This window comes from Pantoea sp. RIT-PI-b (assembly GCF_001187905.1).
Lineage (GTDB): Bacteria > Pseudomonadota > Gammaproteobacteria > Enterobacterales > Enterobacteriaceae > Pantoea > Pantoea nemavictus.
This window is the reverse complement of the sequence record NZ_LGIS01000028.1, coordinates 108,365-129,472: the sequence shown is the minus strand read 5'-3', so window position 1 is coordinate 129,472 and position 21,108 is coordinate 108,365. Positions and strand designations below refer to the sequence as shown.

Genomic DNA, 21,108 nt, shown 5'->3' with positions numbered 1-21,108 from the left:
TCGGTTTAATTAGATTTTCACTGCTCCTTTTGCCTTCTCTACCGCTTCTCCCCCACTCTTTTGAACCTGAGAGGTTCCACTTTTAAATGCACCGTCTAAAGTGCTGCCTATTCTGATACCCGCCCATGACAGAGCCCCCATCCACACTGCAGGTAGTACAAGAAACATCGTGGCCATAACAAAGTTCATGATCAAGTCATCCGAACTGTTCTGAAAACCTGCCATGTTAAAGCTGCTGTGCGTGTCAGAACTGTATAACGCTGTTAGCAGCCAGCTGTCGAGCCATCGAGCCAGCTCCCACCAGAACGTCAGGAAGTTAAGGGCAAAAAGCACAAACGTAAGCGTAATGACGGTCTTAATTTCATAGGCTGAGAACGCCAGAATAAGCGGCAGAATCACCACCACCGCCATAAGCAATACAGCCTGCACCATTGGCAGCGCCTGGCGCATGGCATCGAATGCCGGGAACGCAGCCAGACTGCCTAACGCGGTGCCGCTGATCGCAGCCACACGGGAAACGGAGTTATCAAGCGTAAAATCGGCGTTGCCTCCGTAGCCGGCATAGACGTGTCCTCCCTGCGATACGGTCAGACTCTCAGGGCTGACCAGGCGGCGGATAATAGCCTCCTTATAGTCTGCCGAGTTTCCCACAATCATCGTCATGGCTGCCGACAGACGGGTCCACAATCCCGGGTCAGCCTGATCGACGACGCGGGCCTGCAGTCCGGTATCGGCTTTATTCCACCACTCGCTGCAGGTTGGGTAGCCACCCCGGCCGGTATCCGGCCTTCCGCTATCGCGGCCTTCGTTCCAGGCAAATTCCGCCCGGGGCGTTTTCGATTGCAGGCTGCCGTAATAATTACTGAGGAAGGTTTTGCTGCCTATCCACTCAATATCACGCAGCGTCGCTTTGTCTTTCGTCTGCCCCTGATCCTGACGTTTCCACATATACAGCGCGAGTGAATAGCAGTCGTTGGTAAAGTCCTGCAGCTCCTCCGCGAGAGATTTGTTGTTAATCCGCGTGTGCTGAACCTCAAAGCGGAGCTGACGCATGTCCGGACGGCACGGGATTGTGGCAATAGACGCCTGCGTAATGCCCTTTGCCAGCTTGTGAATCAGATACCACCATACCGGCGCGGCAGCCGTCTGATCGTTAATGCTCGATATGACCGGTGAATATCCCGTGTCATCAGGCGCTTTTGGCGTCCACGTACCGCAGCTCTGCGCACGCGACGTGTCATATTTTATCGTGCTCATATCGACGTTCATCAGCGGCATACAGCAGGCAATCATCACCAGAAAAGAGCTGTAAATCGCATTTTCCATGCGGGGTATGGACAGTGCACCTTTATTACCCTCATCTTCACCTTCTTCACGTACTTTCAGCCAGATGCCGATAAGCCGGAAAGCGACAGGCGCGGCAAACAGGCCGGTTGTGATGAGAATATTCCAGAGTCCGTTGTTAACCACCCAGCCGAGAAGGGTAAGGAAATATTCCAGGTAGCTGTTAGTCAGCATCAGGACGCTCCCGTGCCGCCGAGCAGCACCAGTTCACAGACCACGGCAAAAATAAGGCTGACAGCCGCAATGCGGATCAGCGGTTGGCGGTGTTGCGGACCGAAGCCCGGCGCACGGAATACTTTCACAAATCCCCACGCCAGCGCACCATAAACCGCCAGGCGCCATACCAGCCAGCCATAGCGGGCATGCACCATCCAGTCATGAAATGCAGCGGCCTGAGCAGGATCTTTGATAGCCTGGTCCGCGACAATGAGCCCGGCCAGCAGGAATGCCAGCAGAGCGCCGGCAGTAGACAGCACGCGAAACAGCGCGGGGTGCCGGCGGAAAAATGAGGCGCGTTGCGCCCCGTTTTCGGTTTTCACAGGATGCGCTCTCATCAGTTGTTTTCCGTCTCAGGAACAGCCAGACGGTTAATGCGGTTGTCGGTGCTGTCATCGCTCTGTGTCTGCGGGTTACTGTTAACGCGCCCGTTTTCCCGAACGATAATGGTGAGTACAGAATTGCGTGACAGCTCGCGCTTGAGCTCCATTTCGTTGCGTAATGCGGTGATCTCGCGATCGATGGCCGCCACGCGACGATCTCCTTCCTCAATGGCCGCATTCTGCGCGGCAGCGTTAGGCTCAGACATGCCGGTAACAATCATGCGGCGCATAATCAGCGCGGTTTCAACCGTATCCGCCATCGCCAGCTCGCCGGCGAGGCGGGCGGTCAGGGCGGCGTTGTCAGGATCCCTCTGCAGTGCTCTGATGACACCTGCAGTGATGGGTAAACTGCCGGTTTTGAGTTTTGCCAGGTTCGTCGCGTTGGGCTGCTCGGTGCCGTTAACAAGTTTTACCAGCTGTTCAGTATTCTCTTTGGTAGTCTCTTCCAGGATCGGCGCAAAGCCGGTGCCGGCCTGAGTAGCCCCCGGCTGCTGTTCGTCATCGCCGCTGGTACACTGAGATGCGTCGCTGCAGGTGCGCAGGGAGCTGTCTCCCACAACCTGCACCACGGCTTTGGCCGCTTCTTCAGCGCTGGCATATTTTCCGCAGGCCCCCCCGTTGCAGCTGTTGCTGCTGACCGTGTCAGAGCTCAGTACCGGCAGGCTGTTCATCATATTGAACCCTGCGGCCGTTAAATCATGCGTTGGCCGGATGGCCTGCTGCCCCTGACCGCCCCGTTTCTGTCCGCCAATCCAGTTCTGGCCTGAGTTGCCCTGCAGCTTGTCCGCTGAGTTATTCACGCGGACAGCATCAGCGTCTCCACTGTTAACAAGTGAGCGGTATTCATCCATGACCGCGCCCTGCGTCCATTTGTTGTTGCCGGCAAAATCCATCATGCGCTTCGACATGTTCTGGCAGTTGAGCTGGGCTTTATCAAAAGAGACGTTTGCCTGCAGCACGCCGTTTGTGAGCATGTCGTACAGGCCGGGATTGGCACGCTGGATAATCATCGCCGGCAGGCTGGCGACGGCACCGGTGGCGTTCTGCACCACGTCGCCCATGAGGTTTTTGAAGCCGTTTGTTACGCCGTTGAGCTGATTACCGACCGTCGTTTTCAGGTCAAAGTTGCCGCACATCAGGTCGCTGCTCCAGCCTGCGCTCATACCGATTTTACGCATGTTGCTGCGCGTTGCCGGCTGTGAAATCACTGAGCCGCCACCGAGCGTATAGTAGAGCTTGTCAGAAACCGCGCCGCTGACGTCCTTGCCGTAGCCTATGGCGCTGTTGTTCACAGAGGGCAGTGAAATACCGAATGCGCCGGACTGATCATCGTCTGCCGCCTGTGCGGATGCCGCTGCGGACGCGATGCACAGCGCAAGCGCGGCCGATTTAAATTGAACTGGTGACATTGTGCCTCTCAGAAGTCAGTTGAATAGAGGAAAGTCTGGCCGCGTCGCTTGCAGCAGCTGTAGGGCTGCCAGAGCGCATATGCTTCGTTACCGTCCTGAGCAATGGGATACGCGCCGTCAGGAAAGATGGCGCAGGAAGCGGAAAGCGTGGGCGACAGGCGCTGCCATTTATGATTCGCCGTGCCCGTGTTTTCTTTCACCTCTCCTGGCGGCCAGTAGCCGGCCTTGTGCGTGCCCTTCAGTACCTGATAAACGTGAGGCTGCCCGGAGCGGGTGATAATGTCGGCGACCCGCTGCGCGACCACGGCGGAGGCTTTGTCATCGTCTGTCTGGCTGACGAAGCCGGAGCGGGGATAAATGTTGCCCCACATGTTGGCGCTGACCTGGCTGCCCAGTTCGCGCTGGCCGGGAACCAGCGCCTCGGGATACAGCGATTCAGGCAGTCCCGATCGCCAGACAAGTGAATCCAGCGTGCTCAGAAAGTAGGGATTGAATGGCGTGGCGGCGGTATCGCACGAGTAACCGGCAATGCTGCCGCCAATGACGGAGGTGGCAGGGTGGCCTATCGCATCGGCGTACTTGAATTTGATGTTCGACTTGCGCTGCCCGGGCGTCTTGATATCGGCAGCGTTACCGCCGCCGGCTGGCGCACCGCTGGTCAGCGCGTTATCGATCGTACCGGACGCGCCGATCATAAACGCCATTTCTGTCCAGGGATTACCGCCCGGGTCGGTGTAGGTGGACACCACCACTTCAGGAATGAAGTGCGTCACCTTGACGGAGGTTTTCACCGAACAGCCAAAGGGCGTACACATCAGCCAGTAACAGATGCCGCTGACGCGCCAGCTGATGCAGTCCTGGGTAATGGCGCTGGCAATGATGCCGGCAGTATTAATAGCGGAAACCGTGGCGGGAGTCGCGGCTGCTACCAGCACGGTGGCAACACCGGCGGCGTTGAAGTGTGTTCCGGGGGAGAAGCGCATCATTTACCCCCCTGACTACGAAGCGTGGCAGCCCTGGAAACGTCGGCCGTGCCATAAACCACATCCCGATCATCGAAAACGACGGCGGGGAACTTATGTATCCCGATCTCCCAGGCATGTACAACCTGTCGGTATGCCTGAGCAATCTGCTCCTGCTGTCCGGGCCATTGCGGCGACTGAATGATTTCGCGGGCCTGCTGAGCGGCCAGCTGCGGATCGGCTGCCAGCTGGCCGAAAATGGAGTCCTGCAGGCGGTCGGGGCCATCAAGCCAGACAACCGAGCTGTCATCAGTCAGATTCTGAGGGGGGTGTTCAGCATCGGTATACACAACGGTGCCCGCCATCAGCTGAAACGGTATAAACAGGAAAAGTGAGTGGAATAGCCTGAGTCGCATAGCGGATCTCCGTTACGGTAACAGGCCGTCAGAGTGGCAGCGCGTGGTCTGGCTTTCAGCAGTAAACTCTTTTTCGAAAGTAAAAAATTTAGCCCTTTCAAGTAAAAAGCTATTAGGAAAAGACTAAAAAGAGTAATTTATTAATATGTAATTACTCAATATACAAATTGTCATCACGTTAAGGGAGGTCGCATGGAAATGGATTTTTTTAATCCGGTAATTGACCCAAAAGAATATCACCCTAACTTTGAGAGGCTTCTGCCAGAGAAGTATATAAATGCAAGGAAATTATTCAATGAATGGGCTTCTGGTTTCAGTGACAGAGATGGTAAATTGGTTAAAGAGTTTCAAAGCACTTTTAACTCAACATTTTGGGAGGTTTATCTTTATTCAGCATTTAAAGAAATGGATTTTAAAGTTGACCTTTCCAACGGCTCTCCTGATTTTTTAATAAATAAAAGTTGTGCTGATATTATTGTTGAGGCGACGATTTGCAATTCAGCGCTCGGAAAAGTTCCAGAGTGGGACCGAATGGATGATTACCAACGTTCAATTCCAAAAAGGTTCTGGGAGCTAAACAAGGAGGCAATGATAAGGATTAATAATTCAATCATATCAAAAGTTAAAAAGTATGAAAAAAGTTACAGCAAATTGTCACATGTTAAAGGAAAACCATTTATAATTGCTCTAGCCCCTTTTGAACAGAGGTTTTTCAACCTTCAAAATGATCGCCCTATCAGGGCCGTGTTATATGATGAATATGTTAACGAAGACATAGCATTAGACCATCCGGAGCTATACCCTGATGGCCCACCAGTTGAAAACCTTGGTTTTGTAGAGAAGGGAAATGGGGCTGAAATACCCCTTGGAATATTCAATGACAATCAATATGAATGTTTAAGTGCTGTAATATTTAATAATGCAGCCACTTTCAGTAAGTTGCAGGCTTTAGCAAACAAAAAAGGGGAAAAAATAATGATCAGTTCGACATGGTCAACCCCACCCGATGGGAAAGTAAAGCATATAGAAAAATGGCCCTCAGATTATGAAGAAAAAATAACTGATGGGCTTATGGTTTTTCACAACCCATTTGCAAAAAATAAAATCGAACCAGAGTTGTTTCGAGCTGAACGAGTTTGCCAAGTGTATCCTGGAGATGAGGATTGGACACTGATATTTGAAAACTATGAAGATAGACTTTTAACGAGAACAGCATACACCTTTTAATTTAGCACTGAGTTGCGGAGGGTAATAAGCGGGAATGCCCCGCTCAGTTAAATTAGGCACTACCAGCGCTACTGTGCTTAAGATACTGCTGGAAAAAAACACCTTTAAGCTCGTCTTCTGTTGGAATTTCGCCTTGAACAGATAGCCGCGCTGGCAAAAGCGACATATTTGATTTTTCGCTGATAGGCTTGAGAACGGGGCTGGTACGGATTAAACCCATGACAGCGTCCTGAAATTCTTTGTCGTGGTGAGTATGGCTCGTTAAAACCGCGATCCCGGCTTTAACATCACGAAGTTCACCTTTTTTCTTCGCCATACAGACCAGGTAAAGATTTGCATCCGGTAAACTCCAGAAAGACTCAGCCATTCCAGGTGGATTCAGCGTTTCAAAACTGGTGATGCTTTCCCCGCCGGCGTTAACTTTAAATGCAGCAAGCGATATAGAAAGTGCCATTTGATCTCCTTTTTAAAACCGGCTTAAAGAGCCGGGAACAGATAGTATTTTGCTTAATCTTTGAATAACTCGTTAATCCACAGAGTCAGAAAAATCATGTCGGCGGCATCTGGCACGTTTACATGCCAGCGCGGTGAATCAAATTCGTGATCCAGCGGGAGTCCGGCGCGACCTTCCTGCGTCAGCAAAATGTCCGCGCGCTTGCCCCTGCTGTCCTCAAGATGAACCGACACGCAGCTGCTCTTACCGATACGATGCGGGTTACAGGTGATCGTTACCGGCGGTTGCAGCCTTGACCTCAGCGCGTTCTCCATGGCGGTCAGTCGCTCTGCCGTTGTTGCCGTCATCGCGGGCTCCCCCTGCGGATGCAGGCTGAACATAGCAGGGGTTGGCGTTTCGTCCGGCGCAGGGCGCTGGGTCAGAGGTTGCGCATACTTGAGCTTAATCATGCGGTCAGCATCTCTCTCTTATCATTGTGTTCGGGCATCCCGGCCGCATCTTCCGTCATCAATCCACGCAGACGATCCAGTTTTTTCGCTACGAGAATAGCAGCATCCAGCTCAGAACAGTTATGTTTACGCATCAGCGCTTTACGTTCGGCTTTCTCTTCTTTCTCCGTCATCCCGAGCGCGAGGTAAAGGCTGGGCGGAACAGCGCGGAACAGCGCTTCAATTTTCTTCGAGAGTACCACGCCTTCGGTATAGCACCGTGAGAGCTTACTGGCGGAAAGCAGCACGGCTTTTTGCTCTTCTGAAAGCGTCCGGAAGCGGGCAATATCCTCCACCTCTTTTTTCGGCATCGTCAGGCAGATCCACCACTCTGCCATATTCAGCATCTTGCCGGCTGCGTTCGGGTAATCCTCAAGGTTCTGTGTGGCAAGCCACAGCCATGCGCCAAGCTTACGCCACATCTTGACCACTTTGGTCATATAGGGGGCGAGAAGTGGGTTAACCGTCACAACGTGCGCCTCATCCACGGTAAAAACAATGTCGCGCTCAAGGTACTGGTCACGTTCGGCAATGTTGTTGATGGTGTTGGTCAGCGACACCATCGTCAGCGCCATCTGCGCCTCGTACCCTTCACGGGCGAGGTGCGCCAGGTCAATCAGCGTAACGTCAGCCTCCGGCCAGAGTGAACCCTCCTGGTTAAAGAGTTCGGCCTCAAAGCTTCCCTGCTGCGTAAACATGCCCAGGGATTCGGCCATTTCAGCCGCTTTTGCCCGGCGGGTTTCGTTACGTACCTGCCCGCTGCCGCTTTCAGTCTCCAGTGAAATGGCGTTAAGCGCATTCTGCAGATCGCCCGGCAGCATCTGGCGGCCTTCCTCCAGGGTTTTACGCGCGGCCATAATCAGCGCTTCTCGGATCATGGCGCGGTCGGCACGCTTCAGCGCGGCGTCTTCTTTCGGGTCGCCGCCGGTGATCATCATTCGGGCAGAAATTTCCATCTCGCCCAGAATGTCGCGCTTACCGTTCTCTTCATCATCATCCGGATCGTCTTCAATATCCGGCAGGTCACTCTCATCAATTGCCGGAGCGGGCGCGTCGCCGTCAAACAGCTTATGCGCATCAGCGAAGGGGGGCAGCGATACGCCGCTGCCGGGTTTGACGCTGACCTTGTTAACCGTAAGGCCCAGGCTTTCAAAGTAGTCAGCGGTCAGCCCGAAACTGTTACCGGCTTCCGCAATGAACAGGCGCGGGCGGTGCACGGCCATCAGCTGACAGAGCATCGAGCAGAGCGTGGCGGATTTACCTGCGCCGGTCGGTCCGAACAGCAGCATGTGCGCGTTCTGAGAGCGGTCATCCTTGTTCAGGGGATCAAAATCAAGCACGTCGCCGCCACGGTTAAAAAAGCTGAATCCGGCGTTGCCGGTCCCGGTTTCGCGGCCGGTGACGGGCAGCAGCCCGGCAAGGTGCTGAACCCACGTCAGGCGGGTATACCAGTTTTTTTTGTCGTGCTGCGGGTTAAAACACATAGGCAGCGCTCGCAGCCAGGTGTTAAGCGGGCCGGTTTCATCTTCAGCGCGCACCGGCTGCAGCCCTTCGTTCAGGAGTACGGTGCTGAGCTCGATGCGCTTACGGTTCATTTCGGGCATGTCTTTTGCCCGGAGCACAAAGGTGATGGCGGCGCGATAAAGTTTGTGGCGGTTCCCCACCACCTCCTGGCCCGCCGCGACGTCCTGACGGACGCGACCCGACTCGGTATTCTCGCCGATGGCGTTTTTCGCCAGGCGGTTAAACTTCTCTTCCAGCGTGTCCTGCGGCTCTGCGACAACCGTCATGCACAGCATGGTGCCTTCGGGGAACGTGTCCATCAGCGCGTTAATTTTCTTTTCACCCCGGCTCTTTTCGCCGGTGAGCGTGCCGGGCTCAGGGGGTTTACGCAGGCGCTCCACGGAAATGGCTGAATGGGCAACGTTATCCAGCCACCACACGCCGTTTTCAACGTCAGAACGTGGCGGCGTGAACAGCAGGGTTTCGGCGAAATCATTCTCTACGGGTATCATGCCTGCAGGCGTGTCCCGGCTGTCTTCATAGGCCGCTGCGCGGTAAAACGCTTCTTTATTCATGCCCTCGGGCGCAGGATTGAACATCCGCAGCAGCCAGGCGTGAACCTGCAGGCCATTCTGGCGCGTGCAGTAGATGTTGACGCTGGAAAAGGCGCTGCAGAGGCGCTCACACGCCTGATTCAGCATGCCGATGGGTGACATCAAATCAACGCTGTTTTTTGTCGCCCAGCGGTAGATAACCATGCGCGTGCGTCGCTGCTGCCCGCGCCATGGCTGGCCGGTGATCAGCTTGTCTTCAAACAGACCTTCAGGACGCGCAATCCCGCGCATATGCTGTTCGGTTTCCTTAAGCCACGCCTCGGTAAACTCGCTGCCCTGCGCGTGCGGCCTGACGTAGCCGCGCAGGCGGTCAAGGTAGGCATCGACGTTATTTTCATCCTGACAGTAGAACTGAACGATCCACGGATTGCTCGCCAGGTCGTCAAAGCTGTCCTGCAGCGCATCTTCCACTACGTCGCGGATCTGCTCCAGTCGCTCGTCAGGTCGGCCTTCGGTCGCCGCCGGCGTCACTTCGTAGACGGCACCCACTGAGATACCATCATCAAGCAGCAGGCACTGCTCCTCATCCAGAAACTCTGCCCACGGCAGATAATCAACGATGGACGGATTATGCGAGTAAACGCGTTTTTCATCGGCCTGTGACATTTTACCGGGACGGACAATGGGCTCCGGGCCGGCCTGCTCAGAAACGTCAGATAAGTGGCGGTTTTTTTCAGGGGATTTCCCTTTAAAGAGTCCGAACATTACAGCGCCTCCGTACGTTCGCCAGGCATGGCGTACTGCGTCTGGTCATAGAAGGGGAAAACGGTGCTGTAACCGGGTACGGGGGTGTTGCCCTGTGCGAGATGAGGGAACACGTACATGACCATGTCAGGATTAGGCAGTCGCGGGAACTGCTGGCTGATTTCGGATTCCTGCGTGCGGCTGTAGCTGCGATCGTCGCTCAGTGCGGCCTGTTGCTCACTGTCAGAAAGGCCACGGCGCAGCGTGCTGCGGGCTTCACTGCCGCGCGAAACGCCTGATTCACCGTCGGTGCCTTTCCACAGCTCCAGCATGTTGCTGTTGCCCGGCGGCAGCATTTCATCTTTGTTTGTTGAGCAGCCGGCAAGCGTGCTGGCTGCAATAATCATGAAAACCCCGAATTTTGCAGTAATACTCATGGTCATTCTCCTCAGTCCAGTCCGCCAGTGCTGCCGTCTTCGCCCGGCAGAGTGAAGTCGTAACGCACACGGCGGCCCTTATCTTCGTAGTCGATCGCCAGCTCGCGGGTGATGTGTACGGCAAGTTTTGCACCCGGCTGTACGTAGATAGCGTCAAAAGTCTGTCCGTAACGCTGTTTGACCCACTCGGTAATTTCGTCAGAACTGCCTGAAATCGCCTTGCCCAGAACGGCCTGTCCGGCGTCGCCGGTAAGCGTGGAGGTCACGCCGCCGTAGGCGTTGGTCTGGCTTGTAGTCTGGTTCTGGCCGATAGCGTCGCCCGCCGCGCCGGCTGCACCCAGCAGTCCGATCGTTGGCAGATAGCTTGAGGCATTAGACTTGCGCGTGCCGGAGATGCAGGGGATCCCGTTTTCATCAGAAATCCAGCCGATGCCGCCACTGGTGCCGGTCTCTTTACCGCCGCTCTGGTTGCTGTTATTGCCGCCTTTGCCGCTGCGGTCCGGCTTCGGCAGAGTCCGTACGGTGCCGTCAGTGAACACAAAGGTGACGCTATTGACCTGACCACGCACGCAGGACAGGGTCCAGTCGCCTGAGGCGGTGCCGGAGACGATCGCACCCTCGACGTCCGGCAGCTCGATGCCGTTGGCCGTCAGGTTGTCCTTACCAATGAGTACCTTAAAGGGATAGGGGTCGGTTACGGTGCCGTTGATCGGCACGCGGCCGAGCAGTGCCGTCATGGCGCGGCTGCCAATCAGCGTGGAGTTCTCCGGCAGCGTATACACCGGTTCGGCCTCCTCTTCCGCGCCTTTTTCAGCGGTTGAGCCCTTTACCTGCTGTTCATAGCTGCCTTTTTGCTTCGTCAGCGCGTCTTCACTGAGAAACGACGTCGGGAACTGTGAACCGCCGGCGCTGCTGTCCGACGCGCCATTTTTCTGCGCCGGGGACGTCGAGGGGCTGTCCTGCGGCATGACCCAAATCAGGCCATCGCTGCCGGAGGCCGGGGCATTACCACCGGCGGCACCCATGCTGTCGAGACCCAGACCCAGCGGGATATCGCTGTCAGTGCCTTTTGCCTTGTCTGCAATACCCTTACCGGCATTCTGCAGTTTATTCGTCAGCTCGTTGATTTTTGACGTCAGGACGTTCTGCTGCTGGCGCATCTGGCTTTCACGCTCGTGATAGCTTTTCTCCACGCCCTGAACCGCTTCATTAACCTGGCCGGAAACGTTGGTATTGCGCTCACGTAACTTTTCATTTTCATCCAGCAGTCTGGCATTCTGCTTGTTAAGAGAATCCTGCTGCTGACGAACGGCGTTTAGCGAGCCCACGATGGTTTTCAGCGTATCCTGCGGCGTGTCGCCCTCGATACCGAGCGCCTTGAGCTCCTGCGGAGACAGGTTTTTCAGCGCGTCGTCTGTCTGTGCATGAGCAGCCTGCGTGGCGGGCTCCTGCGGCTTGCTGTTATAACTTTTCACCGCAATGAATCCGCCGCCGACCAGAATGGCCGGAACCAGCACTTTAACCAGTCCGTTTGACTTAATTTTCATAGCGGATCACCTTCTGGGCAGGGCGGGTAGCAGCCTTGTGCGCGACGGAGGGCTCACGCACAAAAGCGTCATCAGGGCGGCCGGCGGTAACCAGGTACAGCGTGGTGGTATCTTCGGGTGTGCCGGCGGCACCCACCCAGCGGTGCTGGAAGGTGGCCGTGACAAACTGGCCCTGCAGTTCACGCGGATCGAGCACGACCTTCTGTGACGAGCTGTTGCGGATCCTCAGTGCAATGACGGTGCGACCGGCCACGCCCCAGCCCGCTACCGGTGACACGGTCACAGGAGCCGAGGGATATAACGTCGTAATGCGTGATGGCAGGTGTGGATTAACGGGATGAATGCCCGGCACGGCTTCAACGGTGCGCACCGGTGCATACAGATTCTGAGCTGCATAGCGCGTCAGCAATACCGGAACAGGAGCCTTATAGCTCACTTTTTTACGCTTCGCCTGCGTACTGTTGCTGTCGCTGGCGGCTTTCTCTCCGGTGCCGGCGGCTGCACTGCTGAGGGTGCTGACGTCACCGCTGTAAACGATTTTAACCGGTTCGGCTGACGCGGTGGCCGTCGTACGGACGTCCAGCAGAATAACCTCACCGCTTTCCATGTCCTGCAGCTGCAGGCGAGTCTGAGGAAAATCACTGTCGGCTTTGAGATAGACCGCGCCGCCGGTGCTCTGTACGCGCAATTTTCCATTTAGTGCCGGCGGAAAACCCACGCGCACGTTTTTATCAACGAAAATCACGCGTTCCTGACCCGTTTTGAGGGGGATCTGCAGCGGCACGCGCTCCCATTTCATCAGCTCGTCCGCATGCGCCGGCGCGGAAAGCATCGCTGCCACCGGCAGCAGTGACAGCGACAGCGCCACAAGGCATGCACGCGATCCTGAGGTAAAAGATGGATTCAACATCAGAACATCCCCTTTCTTTCTGGTTTCGGCTGTTCAGGCGCGGCGGAGAGACGCTGCGGGATGCCTTCATAGCAGTCCAGCGCCATGCCAAATGGATTAGATTCAGAGTCGCCGTCCCAGCGCACGACTTTCAGCGGGTAGCGCACCATCGCGCGTTTAACCGGCTCGGTAAGGTAGTATTCGTCGGCAACAAGATCGAGTTTCACCACCCAGTTGTCGCGATCGATGACTTTCACGCTGTCACCTGAATAACCACGTCCGGGAATTTCGTAAACGACGCGCACACGGTCGGTTAACTCGTTTTTTTCACCGCGAACCTTTGAATCCTCCTCAAGAAACGCCTTGCACTGTGGCGTCAGGTAAGCTGAAAGCGACTGAATGCGTGCGGGATAGTCCACTTTGCCGTTTTTGGGCCAGGCGTTCAGTTGCTGGAAAATGTAATATGTAAAGCCGTACACGGTCGGAGGCGGGATTTCCCACCACGGGCGCGTGCTGCCCTTACGCAAATCAGGGGGGTTGTGGATGGTCAGCTTTTCAGGTGCCCGCATCCAGCCCCCCATAGCGGTTACCAGTAACAGCAGCAATACGACACAGGCCGCCCGCAGGGTGAAAATATGCTGATCGCGGCCCTTAACCGCGTGGCGAAAACGACTCATCTGGTACTCCTGAGGGTTTTGCTGCGTCGCAGGGACCAGTCCTGCGAGTCAATGATTAATCTGGGATCGCCCAGCCCCATGCGGCGCTTTTTTAAATCAAACTGCTGCCAGAGGAATGTCTCCGGTTTTCCGCGTTTTTTGCTGGCAAGCCATTTGCCGCCGAACGCAATCAATACAAGAGGGAAAAGCAGAGTCCCGGTAGGGATGGCAAGCCAGCCAAAAAGTAACGCGAAGGGCAGCGAAAGCACGAAACCGGATACAGCGCCAATCAGCGCCGCCAGCCCTAACTCGGGGGTGTTAAACCCCCGGAATACAACGGGCTCAGCGTTCAGGCGATCCGGTAAAAATCTGATGGTCGCCATCGGAATGTTTTCCTTATGCGATGATTTCTGCTGATTTACCCAGAAGCCAGATAACCGCTACCAGCATGACCACACCAACAACAACGATGGAGCCGAACTTTGTCCAGGTGGCGCGATCGTTGCGGACTTCACCAAACGTTACCAGGCTGGCTTCTGCGACTTTGAAGAATGCAAACCCACACACGACCAGGCCGCCGAGAACCAGACCATCCTGTAAATGCCCGCTGAGTGTTCCCATCAGGCCGGTCCCCGTTCCGCTGGACGAAGGACCTTCAACCGTAGGCAGATCGGCTAGAGCTGGCTTAGCAGCCAGAGCACTCAGCAGGCCAGCCGTCAGGATACGGGCCCAGGCTGATTTAGCTTTAGTCTGAGCTTGAGCGGCCACGCGTGTTACTGCAGATACGAATTTAGACATGATTTCACCTTCAATAAGAGTTGGTTTAGGGTTAACTGCAAAACATCCAGATACTTACGACTAACAATAAGACTGAGCGGACTACGGCTCTGCCCATCGCGGCCTCCTTCAGACGCTGATTTGTCCAGCCTGAGTAGACATCCACGATTGCCCATGCTGCCCAGAAGAAGAGGAAGCCGATCAGCAGCCCGAGACAGAGCAGGTGCAGCAGATTGGGTTCCACATTTCCGGAACCCGCCTTAAAGGCAGCTTCCTGTGCAGCGGTCATCGCCATCAGGGACGCTCCCGGCGATAATTTCCTGCCACGCCAGACAAATCGCGGGGCTGGGCACGCGTGGGTTCCAGATAGCGGTCAATACCGGCGCTGATGGTCTTCAAATCGCCGTTTGCCCGCTGGTAGTCGAAGAAGTAGCGGCCACGCTCCGACGGATCAGCCTGTGCTGCGGCAACCCGCGCCCTTTCCAGCGAAGCCTGAACCTGGACGATCATTCGCTGAGCGGATGCCAGCTCGTCTTTCTCAGATGCAGACGCCGGAAAGGACGCGAGAAAGGTCAGGCCCAGCACACCGCCGCATAACAGAAGTTGTGTTGCCGGACGAAGAGATTTCATATGCACCTCCAGTGGTTGTTGAGTGTGGTAAGCATGCGAAATCTGGCTGCCGGGTTCAGCCGTTAACTCTTTTTGGGAAAATAAAAATTTAGAAAGCAGCGCGAATGCCGGAGGAAGTTGATTCAGATCTTAGTGTTTGTTGTAACTAAATAGGTACTCTGACGCGGCGCTATGCGCCTTGCCTGCTGACGGCCGTCATCTGAAAACAAGTTTCAGGTGCCTCCGTCCAGCTCTGATATGGGGAAACAAGCGTAAGACATTAAATTAATTCCCCGAACGCAGAATTTAATCTGCGGTTTCGCCGACTAATATTGAATGATGAGTAAAATCAGGCACAGCGCGCCTTAACAGATATCGTGCAGAAAGGGAGGGGAAAAATTATGTGCGGAAGGTTTGCGCAGTATCAGAGCCGGGACGTTTACCTTGACGCCCTTGGCGTAGCCGACAGCAATTACGTGCACGATCCAGAACCCATCGGCCGTTATAACGTAGCGCCCGGAACCAACGTGCTATTGCTGAGCGAGCGCGACGAGGAACTGAAAATAGATCCGGTGTACTGGGGTTACGGACCCGAATGGTGGGACAAGCAGCCGCTCATCAATGCGCGGGGAGAAACCGCCGCATCGAGCCGTATGTTTAAACCGCTATGGAACCACGGCCGCGCCGTGGTGTTTGCCGATGGATGGTTTGAGTGGTTGAAGAAAGAAGAAAGGAAACAGCCCTATTTCATCTATCACAAAACGCATGAGCCGCTGTTTTTTGCCGCCATCGGCAAAGCGCCCTATAACGATCCGCACGGGCATGAAGGTTTTCTGATCGTCACCTCAGCCAGTAACAAGGGCATGGTGGACATTCATGACCGCAGGCCGCTGGTGCTGAAGGCGTCAGCAGTGAGGGAGTGGCTAAGTGGTGATACCACACCCGAACGCGCAGAAGAAATCGCGCATGATGCAGCCTTACCGGAAAGCACATTCAAATGGCACCCCGTATCGACGAAGGTGAATATGCCACGTCATCAGGGCGAAGAGCTGATTGAAAAGATATAGCTCAGCAGTTTTCACTCATAGCGAACCTTTCAACCGCGTCCGCTTCGTGCCAGAAGCGGACGTCTGCGCTCTGGGTCAACACAAACGGGTGAGCGAAAGGGATGTTATGTCTAATTTGGTATAACATCCCTAATGCCAAAATTTTGACGTCCGCTTTTCGCTCATAGCGGACATTGGACTGGTACCGTCCTCTTTGTTCCACTACCGGACGTCTTACGATGACGGCAACTGCCTAATATGGCGTTCATCGTATTGGCTGTGTCCGGAGGGAGGCCCGTGAACTCTGGTTTTTCATCAGGGGACGCCAGCTGCAGATGGTGTCTGGATTCGTGGCCATAGTCATATGTTAAAAGGAATTCGGCAGACCCCTTTTGTCCCAATCGGTTTGGGTCAGAGTAAACAGCATGCTGGCAGGCGCATTTTTAACATCGTGAATGTCCCTTACATACCGGAGTCCGGCATTCGTCAGGACTTTCTGCGATGCCAGGTGATTTGCTCTTACTGCGGCAGATATCTCAGGCATTTTGAGCTCAAAAAACCCGTAGCTTACCGCATAGTTAGCAAACTCTGTCGCCAGACCCTTCCCCCATGACTCAGTGGAGAAACGGTATCCCAGGTTATTGATAGCGTTATCGGCATAACTGCGGATACTTAGTCCGCCAAAGCCGATGATCCTTTCGGGATTATCCTTCAAAGTGATAGCCCAGTTTCCGAAACCGTAATCATCCCAGTGTTTAAGCCAGCGAGCCAAAACATCGCGAGCGTAATCAATATCAGGATACGGACCTGCAGGATTAAACGTATTTGTGGCAGGGTCGCCATAAATTCTGAAAAGGTCATCTGCATCGGAGGTGATTACTGGACGAAGATGCAGTCGGGAGGTAGTTAGCTGCAAAATGTCTCCTGAGCTTTTGATGGATTCTATGAGTTATCTTTCTTTTTTATAGCCAGAATTCTTCAGGTTCACAATGGGGGTTGTTTTTAAGGTGGAAGACTACCCATGCCATCATTATTTTAACGTCCGCATCTTGCTCAAGCGGACTTCCTCACGTTCAGCTGTCCGCTACATGCCAAAAGCGGACGTCTAGGCAGCAATCCAGTCGTTCCCATGGTTACGTGATGAAACAGATGACGAATAGTGTGTTTTTTACGTAAGGTAAATGCTGATTCCGCAGCTAAATAAAGGAAGTAAGCATGGGAAGATTTCAGGGTAAACGTATACTGATCACGGGCGGCACCAGTGGCATCGGGCTGGCAGGGGCTCAGCGTATTGTTACTGAAGGTGGCAACGTAGCCATTACAGGGCTTAATGAGGAAAGGCTTGAACGTGCACGTAACTTGCTTCCTACGACATCACTTATTTTAAAAAGCGATGCTGCAAGCGAAGCTGACATAAACGGACTGGGGGAAGCTATCAGAGGCTGGGGTTCACTTGATGGATTATGGCTTAATGCCGGCTTTGCAGAGGTCGGCTCTCCGGAATCTGTAACGGCAGATTCTTTCAATCATATGATGAATGCTAATGTGCGCGGTCCAATGCTACAGCTGGCAGCTCTCTCCAAATCACTTAATTCAGGGGCGTCCGTTCTGGTGACATCATCCTCATCTGTATATGAAGGAGCGGCGATGACAAGCCTGTATGCAGCGACGAAAGGCGCCGTTATCGCTATGGTCAAAAGCTGGGCATCTGCGTTTGCTGAACGCGGTATCCGCGCCAACACTTTGGTACCAGGCCCCATTGAAACTAACTTCAGGCACTTTATGCCAGAAGAGTCTCGTCAGCAGTTTGAAGATTTTGTGGTAAGCCAGGTTCCTTTGGGTCGTGCCGGAACAGCAGAAGAGGCCGCTGCAGTTGCACTTTTCCTCCTGTCCGATGATGCATCCTATGTTACCGGCAGCCAGTATGCTGTAGACGGCGGGCTGGCACATTACTGACCGCTTAAAAAAGCCACGAAAGTAAGTGAAATTAATCCAGTAACATCCGCCTTTCGGTCATAGGGGACGTTCATCTGATTCCGTCCGCTTTGTGCCAGATATAGTCATTCGAGCCCTGAGAGTTGCACTTCTAAGTGATTCAGGGTATGCGCTTATTGGTTACGAATATTGTGCCAGAATCATGTGATTTGATGATTGCCGCTTTGCTTTCGAACCAGTAAGTGCTCCACGTTCGCTAACGAATACTCAGGGCATGCAGAACAACTGCTGACTATATTTCTTTCGAAGAATGTGGAATGCATACCAATCCCCGGTTAAAAGGAGTTGGTGAAGACTGCTGTAGATCAGTTTGCTGCTCATGTTGGTCTGGACTGGGCGGATAAAAAGCACGATGTCTGCGTTCAGCTTAAAAACGGTGAGCGCACGTTCCATGTGATTAACCATTCGCCGGAAGCTCTTGATACCTGGCTTAATGAGTTGCATCAGAAGTTCAAAGGCAGGATCGCTATCGCCCTTGAACTGAAGAAAGGCCCAATCGTGTATGCTCTCCAGAAGTATCCCTTTATTACTGTCTTTCCTGTACATGCGTTATCATTGGCACGCTATCGGCAGACATTCTGGCCAAGTGGTGCCAAGGATGATCCTCAGGATGCTGAGTTGGCGTTAGATCTGATGCTTCGCTATCCCCAAAAGATAAAAGCCATCGAACCCGATAATGCTGATATCCGTTTACTTCTACAACTAGTCGAGCAGCGTAGACTGCTGGTAGAAGACAAACGCCGCTTTGTTAATCGGCTCATTAACACGCTTAAGCAGTATTATCCTCAACCCCTGGAATGGTTCTCGCATCGGGACAGTTCATTGTTCTGTGAGCTCATAATCCGCTGGCCAAGCCTGCAACAGCTCAAACGTGCCCGGAGTGATACCGTCCGCCATTTTATGAACGCAAGAGGTGGTCCCGCTGTTGCGTATACAGAACAGCGGGTTACAAGCATTGCCAACGCGATTCCCCTGACCACTGATAAAAGTGTCATCGAGGCGAACGCGCTAATGGCTACAGCTCTTGCATCACAAATCAAACTTGTAGGTGAACTTATCAGAACCTACGACGAACGAATTGAATCGTTGTTCGATACGCTTCCGGATGCAGAGCTGTTCAAATCACTACCGAGCAGGGGGCCGTGTATGGGACCACGTATGCTTGCCGCACTGGGTGATAACCGCGACCGCTTCAACAGCGCTGAGGAAATTCAAAACTACGCAGGTATTGCTCCTGTGACTGAACGGAGTGGACAGAAATCCTGGGTTCACTGGCGATGGCAGTGTGCCAAGTTCGTCAGGCAAAGCTTTGTCGAATGGGCTGCCAAGACGGTTAACTCATCATACTGGGCCAAGCTGTATTATCAGGGGATGCGAGAAAAAGGAAAATCTCATCAATCAGCGATCCGAGCTCTGGCATTCAAATGGATAAGGATTATTTGCCGCTGCTGGAAGACCAGAACCCGTTATGACGAAGCGAAATATTTGCTGGCACTGGAAGCGCGAAAATCGCCCTTACTAATGCCGTAGAAAGCTTGTCGAATGTCTCAGGGCGTGAAGCGGACGTTCATTAACCCTTCTTTCTGGGGCTGTTTAACACGACTTTTTACTATTGCACAGCCATTGCCAGGCGAATCCCAACTGCAAAAAAGGCCAGTGCTACGCCCCAACGTATCCCGGTCATTACCCTGTGATTTCTTAATACATAATGACTAACAGACGAAGCAAAAGCGCCATACAGAGAAAATACAGCAAAAGTCATGGCCGCAAAAATAGCTGAAAGAATCAACATGCTCTGTGTGGGGTGTGCATCTCTGGTGGGGATAAACTGCGGAAGGAATGCCAGGAAAAATAGCGAAAGTTTGGGGTTAAGAATATTGGCAACTACTGCCTGTATTATTAATGCGCTATGAGATAACTCCGGCCCGGGACCGTCTGCGGTTAAAAGTGTCTTATCCCGTAGCGTTTGCCACGCCATAAACAGCAGGTAAGCCACACCGGTATACTTCACAATGGAAAATAGTAACGGACTGGCATGTGACAGAGTGGCAAGGCCTGTAATTGCAGCCAGCATATGAGGCAACACCCCGAGAGTGCATCCGGCAGCAGCAATTATTGCGCTACGTTTTCCCTGCCTGAGGCCGGCAGAAAGCGTAATGATGGCACCAGTACCGGGTGATATGACAATTAGCAGAGATGTCACCAGAAAATCATTATAAAGCATCAAAATTTACCCCTCATCAGCAGCTGAAATAATTGCTTCAGTATTTGATTGAAAGGCTTTTTCTGTCTTGAATAAAATTGCAGCGTTTGGACAGCTAGATTTTTGGATTTTGTTGCGCGTAGACGCCTGGCGTATAGCCATAGCTGCGAACAAACAAACGATTCATGTGGCTTTGATCCGAAAATCCTCCCGCAATGGCTGCATCAACAAGATCCATTCCGCCCCTGATGAGCTTTCGAACCAGTGACAGGCGTCTCTGCAAAAGGTAGGCATGCGGGGTCATTCCACTGTAATGCGCAAAAGCGCGCAAAAACGTAAACTGCCCGAGTCCGGCAATCGCCGCCAGCTCAGTAAGAGATATAGCACTCCCCGGCGCGTCATCCATTTTTTCTTTCGCGTACAACACGCCTTTTAAAGGCGTTTTTATCTGAATTCGGGGCATTTGGGCCAATGCGTTAGTCAGAATTAACAATGCTTCATCCGCAGCCAGATTTTTTACATCGCCATTACCACTGATAATGGCCTGATATAACTGGTTAAAAATTTTTGCTATACCGACATTCTTTAATACAGGCATAGCAAATTCGCCGCTGGCAAATTTACCTTCAGAAATATCGATAAAGCACTGATTAATAAGCTCAGTATCAAAATAAAGCATCCGCCAGGCTCGCGAGCCACCGAGAGGCGTCCCATCGTGAACTTCACCAGGGTTAACAGTGATGACATCACCCGCGTTCGACTCGACATATCCGCGCCCACTCAGAGATTTTTGCCCGCCTCTGTCCATCAAACCAATGCCGAATTGGTCGTGAGTATGCCACCCGAATGAGATATCGCTGCTGGCGTTTACCGCCTCAACACCCGCTACAGTTATGGGGAGAAGTTCAATGGAATGTTGACACACGATGTCAGCCTTTATCCTGTCGCAATTGGTCGTGTTGGTCGAGTTCGTAATCAATGAACGCACCGATCATAGTCCGGTAAACCTTTTCGATAATCACTGTGGGAAGTCCTAATTCAGTCGCCTGTTTACTTACCTTATCGATTACCTGCTGGACACGATCAGGAGCACGCACGTCTGAGTGATCACTTTTGAAAGCTGCTGCAGCTTTAACACATTGGCTACGTTGCGCGATCATTTTAACCAGTTCAGTGTCAATCTGATCTATACGGTTTCTAACATCTTCAATTGACGAAAAAATCATCTTTAACCCACCTGGCTAGTACA

General features: G+C 53.4%; 24 protein-coding genes. 4 read left to right on the top strand and 20 right to left on the bottom strand.

Annotation, left to right across the window (positions count from 1 at the left end; genetic code table 11):
- Nucleotides 1-9: 9 nt before the first annotated feature.
- From AC790_RS19005 to AC790_RS18985, 5 genes are read right to left on the bottom strand one after another with little or no spacing between them, the layout of a single operon-like run.
- A complete protein-coding gene (locus tag AC790_RS19005) occupies nt 10-1,518 on the bottom strand; it encodes a conjugal transfer protein TraG N-terminal domain-containing protein (RefSeq protein WP_049852798.1) in 1,509 nt (502 codons plus the stop codon).
- Nucleotides 1,518-1,898 (bottom strand): hypothetical protein, encoded by a 381-nt coding sequence (locus AC790_RS19000; protein WP_049852797.1) that lies wholly within the window; start codon nt 1,896-1,898, stop codon nt 1,518-1,520. Before AC790_RS19000 ends, AC790_RS19005 begins: the two co-directional genes overlap by 1 nt.
- Nucleotides 1,898-3,352: an integrating conjugative element protein gene (locus AC790_RS18995; RefSeq protein ID WP_049852796.1), complete on the bottom strand. Its 1,455-nt coding sequence runs from the start codon at nt 3,350-3,352 to the stop codon at nt 1,898-1,900. The genes AC790_RS19000 and AC790_RS18995 overlap by 1 nt, the downstream gene beginning before the upstream one ends.
- Before the next feature lie 8 nt (nt 3,353-3,360).
- Entirely contained in the window at nt 3,361-4,338 is a 978-nt protein-coding gene (locus AC790_RS18990; protein ID WP_072093452.1) for a TIGR03756 family integrating conjugative element protein, read from the bottom strand.
- Nucleotides 4,335-4,730: a TIGR03757 family integrating conjugative element protein gene (locus tag AC790_RS18985; RefSeq protein WP_049852795.1), complete on the bottom strand. Its 396-nt coding sequence runs from the start codon at nt 4,728-4,730 to the stop codon at nt 4,335-4,337. The genes AC790_RS18990 and AC790_RS18985 overlap by 4 nt, the downstream gene beginning before the upstream one ends.
- A gap of 192 nt (nt 4,731-4,922) precedes the next feature.
- Here AC790_RS18985 and AC790_RS18980 point away from each other — a divergent pair, with 192 nt between their 5' ends.
- On the top strand, nt 4,923-5,957 hold the full coding sequence (locus AC790_RS18980) for a hypothetical protein (protein WP_049852794.1): 1,035 nt from the start codon (nt 4,923-4,925) through the stop codon (nt 5,955-5,957).
- Between the two features lie 52 nt (nt 5,958-6,009).
- On the opposite strand, the gene AC790_RS18975 is transcribed toward AC790_RS18980, so the two are convergent.
- From AC790_RS18975 to AC790_RS18925, 11 genes are read right to left on the bottom strand one after another with little or no spacing between them, the layout of a single operon-like run.
- Nucleotides 6,010-6,411, bottom strand: a complete 402-nt coding sequence (locus AC790_RS18975) for a hypothetical protein (RefSeq protein ID WP_049852793.1) — start codon at nt 6,409-6,411, stop codon at nt 6,010-6,012.
- 53 nt (nt 6,412-6,464) lie between these two features.
- Nucleotides 6,465-6,860 carry a hypothetical protein gene (locus AC790_RS18970; RefSeq protein ID WP_049852792.1) on the bottom strand — a complete coding sequence of 132 codons (396 nt, stop codon included), beginning with the start codon at nt 6,858-6,860 and terminating at the stop codon, nt 6,465-6,467.
- The gene (locus tag AC790_RS18965; RefSeq protein WP_049852791.1) at nt 6,857-9,721 is read right to left on the bottom strand and encodes a conjugative transfer ATPase; all 2,865 of its coding nucleotides are present in this window, start codon (nt 9,719-9,721) and stop codon (nt 6,857-6,859) included. The genes AC790_RS18970 and AC790_RS18965 overlap by 4 nt, the downstream gene beginning before the upstream one ends.
- Nucleotides 9,721-10,137: a TIGR03751 family conjugal transfer lipoprotein gene (locus AC790_RS18960; RefSeq protein WP_049852790.1), complete on the bottom strand. Its 417-nt coding sequence runs from the start codon at nt 10,135-10,137 to the stop codon at nt 9,721-9,723. Before AC790_RS18960 ends, AC790_RS18965 begins: the two co-directional genes overlap by 1 nt.
- Before the next feature lie 11 nt (nt 10,138-10,148).
- Nucleotides 10,149-11,684, bottom strand: a complete 1,536-nt coding sequence (locus tag AC790_RS18955) for a TIGR03752 family integrating conjugative element protein (RefSeq protein ID WP_049852789.1) — start codon at nt 11,682-11,684, stop codon at nt 10,149-10,151.
- Nucleotides 11,674-12,594: a TIGR03749 family integrating conjugative element protein gene (locus AC790_RS18950; protein ID WP_049852788.1), complete on the bottom strand. Its 921-nt coding sequence runs from the start codon at nt 12,592-12,594 to the stop codon at nt 11,674-11,676. Before AC790_RS18950 ends, AC790_RS18955 begins: the two co-directional genes overlap by 11 nt.
- Nucleotides 12,594-13,250 carry a PFL_4703 family integrating conjugative element protein gene (locus AC790_RS18945; RefSeq protein WP_049852787.1) on the bottom strand — a complete coding sequence of 219 codons (657 nt, stop codon included), beginning with the start codon at nt 13,248-13,250 and terminating at the stop codon, nt 12,594-12,596. The genes AC790_RS18950 and AC790_RS18945 overlap by 1 nt, the downstream gene beginning before the upstream one ends.
- A complete protein-coding gene (locus AC790_RS18940) occupies nt 13,247-13,612 on the bottom strand; it encodes a TIGR03750 family conjugal transfer protein (protein WP_049852786.1) in 366 nt (121 codons plus the stop codon). Before AC790_RS18940 ends, AC790_RS18945 begins: the two co-directional genes overlap by 4 nt.
- A gap of 13 nt (nt 13,613-13,625) precedes the next feature.
- Nucleotides 13,626-14,027, bottom strand: coding sequence for a TIGR03745 family integrating conjugative element membrane protein (locus tag AC790_RS18935; RefSeq protein WP_007885645.1), 402 nt, complete (start codon nt 14,025-14,027; stop codon nt 13,626-13,628).
- Between the two features lie 31 nt (nt 14,028-14,058).
- Nucleotides 14,059-14,301, bottom strand: a complete 243-nt coding sequence (locus AC790_RS18930; RefSeq protein WP_007885647.1) for a TIGR03758 family integrating conjugative element protein — start codon at nt 14,299-14,301, stop codon at nt 14,059-14,061.
- Entirely contained in the window at nt 14,301-14,636 is a 336-nt protein-coding gene (locus AC790_RS18925; protein ID WP_007885649.1) for an RAQPRD family integrative conjugative element protein, read from the bottom strand. Before AC790_RS18925 ends, AC790_RS18930 begins: the two co-directional genes overlap by 1 nt.
- Before the next feature lie 380 nt (nt 14,637-15,016).
- Here AC790_RS18925 and AC790_RS18920 point away from each other — a divergent pair, with 380 nt between their 5' ends.
- A complete protein-coding gene (locus AC790_RS18920) occupies nt 15,017-15,682 on the top strand; it encodes an SOS response-associated peptidase family protein (RefSeq protein ID WP_049852785.1) in 666 nt (221 codons plus the stop codon).
- A gap of 346 nt (nt 15,683-16,028) precedes the next feature.
- On the opposite strand, the gene AC790_RS18915 is transcribed toward AC790_RS18920, so the two are convergent.
- Nucleotides 16,029-16,577, bottom strand: a complete 549-nt coding sequence (locus AC790_RS18915; protein ID WP_049852784.1) for a GNAT family N-acetyltransferase — start codon at nt 16,575-16,577, stop codon at nt 16,029-16,031.
- A 299-nt stretch (nt 16,578-16,876) separates the two neighbouring features.
- On the opposite strand from AC790_RS18915, the gene AC790_RS18910 reads away from it, so the two are divergent.
- Together AC790_RS18910 and AC790_RS18905 are read left to right on the top strand one after the other, a co-directional pair.
- Entirely contained in the window at nt 16,877-17,617 is a 741-nt protein-coding gene (locus AC790_RS18910; RefSeq protein ID WP_049852783.1) for an SDR family oxidoreductase, read from the top strand.
- A 327-nt stretch (nt 17,618-17,944) separates the two neighbouring features.
- Nucleotides 17,945-19,186 (top strand): IS110 family transposase, encoded by a 1,242-nt coding sequence (locus tag AC790_RS18905; RefSeq protein ID WP_049852782.1) that lies wholly within the window; start codon nt 17,945-17,947, stop codon nt 19,184-19,186.
- 79 nt (nt 19,187-19,265) lie between these two features.
- On the opposite strand, the gene AC790_RS18900 is transcribed toward AC790_RS18905, so the two are convergent.
- The 3 genes from AC790_RS18900 to AC790_RS18890 form a co-directional block, all read right to left on the bottom strand.
- Entirely contained in the window at nt 19,266-19,880 is a 615-nt protein-coding gene (locus AC790_RS18900; protein WP_049852781.1) for a LysE family translocator, read from the bottom strand.
- A gap of 94 nt (nt 19,881-19,974) precedes the next feature.
- A complete protein-coding gene (locus tag AC790_RS18895; protein ID WP_049852780.1) occupies nt 19,975-20,784 on the bottom strand; it encodes an AraC family transcriptional regulator in 810 nt (269 codons plus the stop codon).
- Between the two features lie 4 nt (nt 20,785-20,788).
- A complete protein-coding gene (locus AC790_RS18890; protein ID WP_049852779.1) occupies nt 20,789-21,085 on the bottom strand; it encodes a chorismate mutase in 297 nt (98 codons plus the stop codon).
- Between the last annotated feature and the right edge of the window lie 23 nt (nt 21,086-21,108).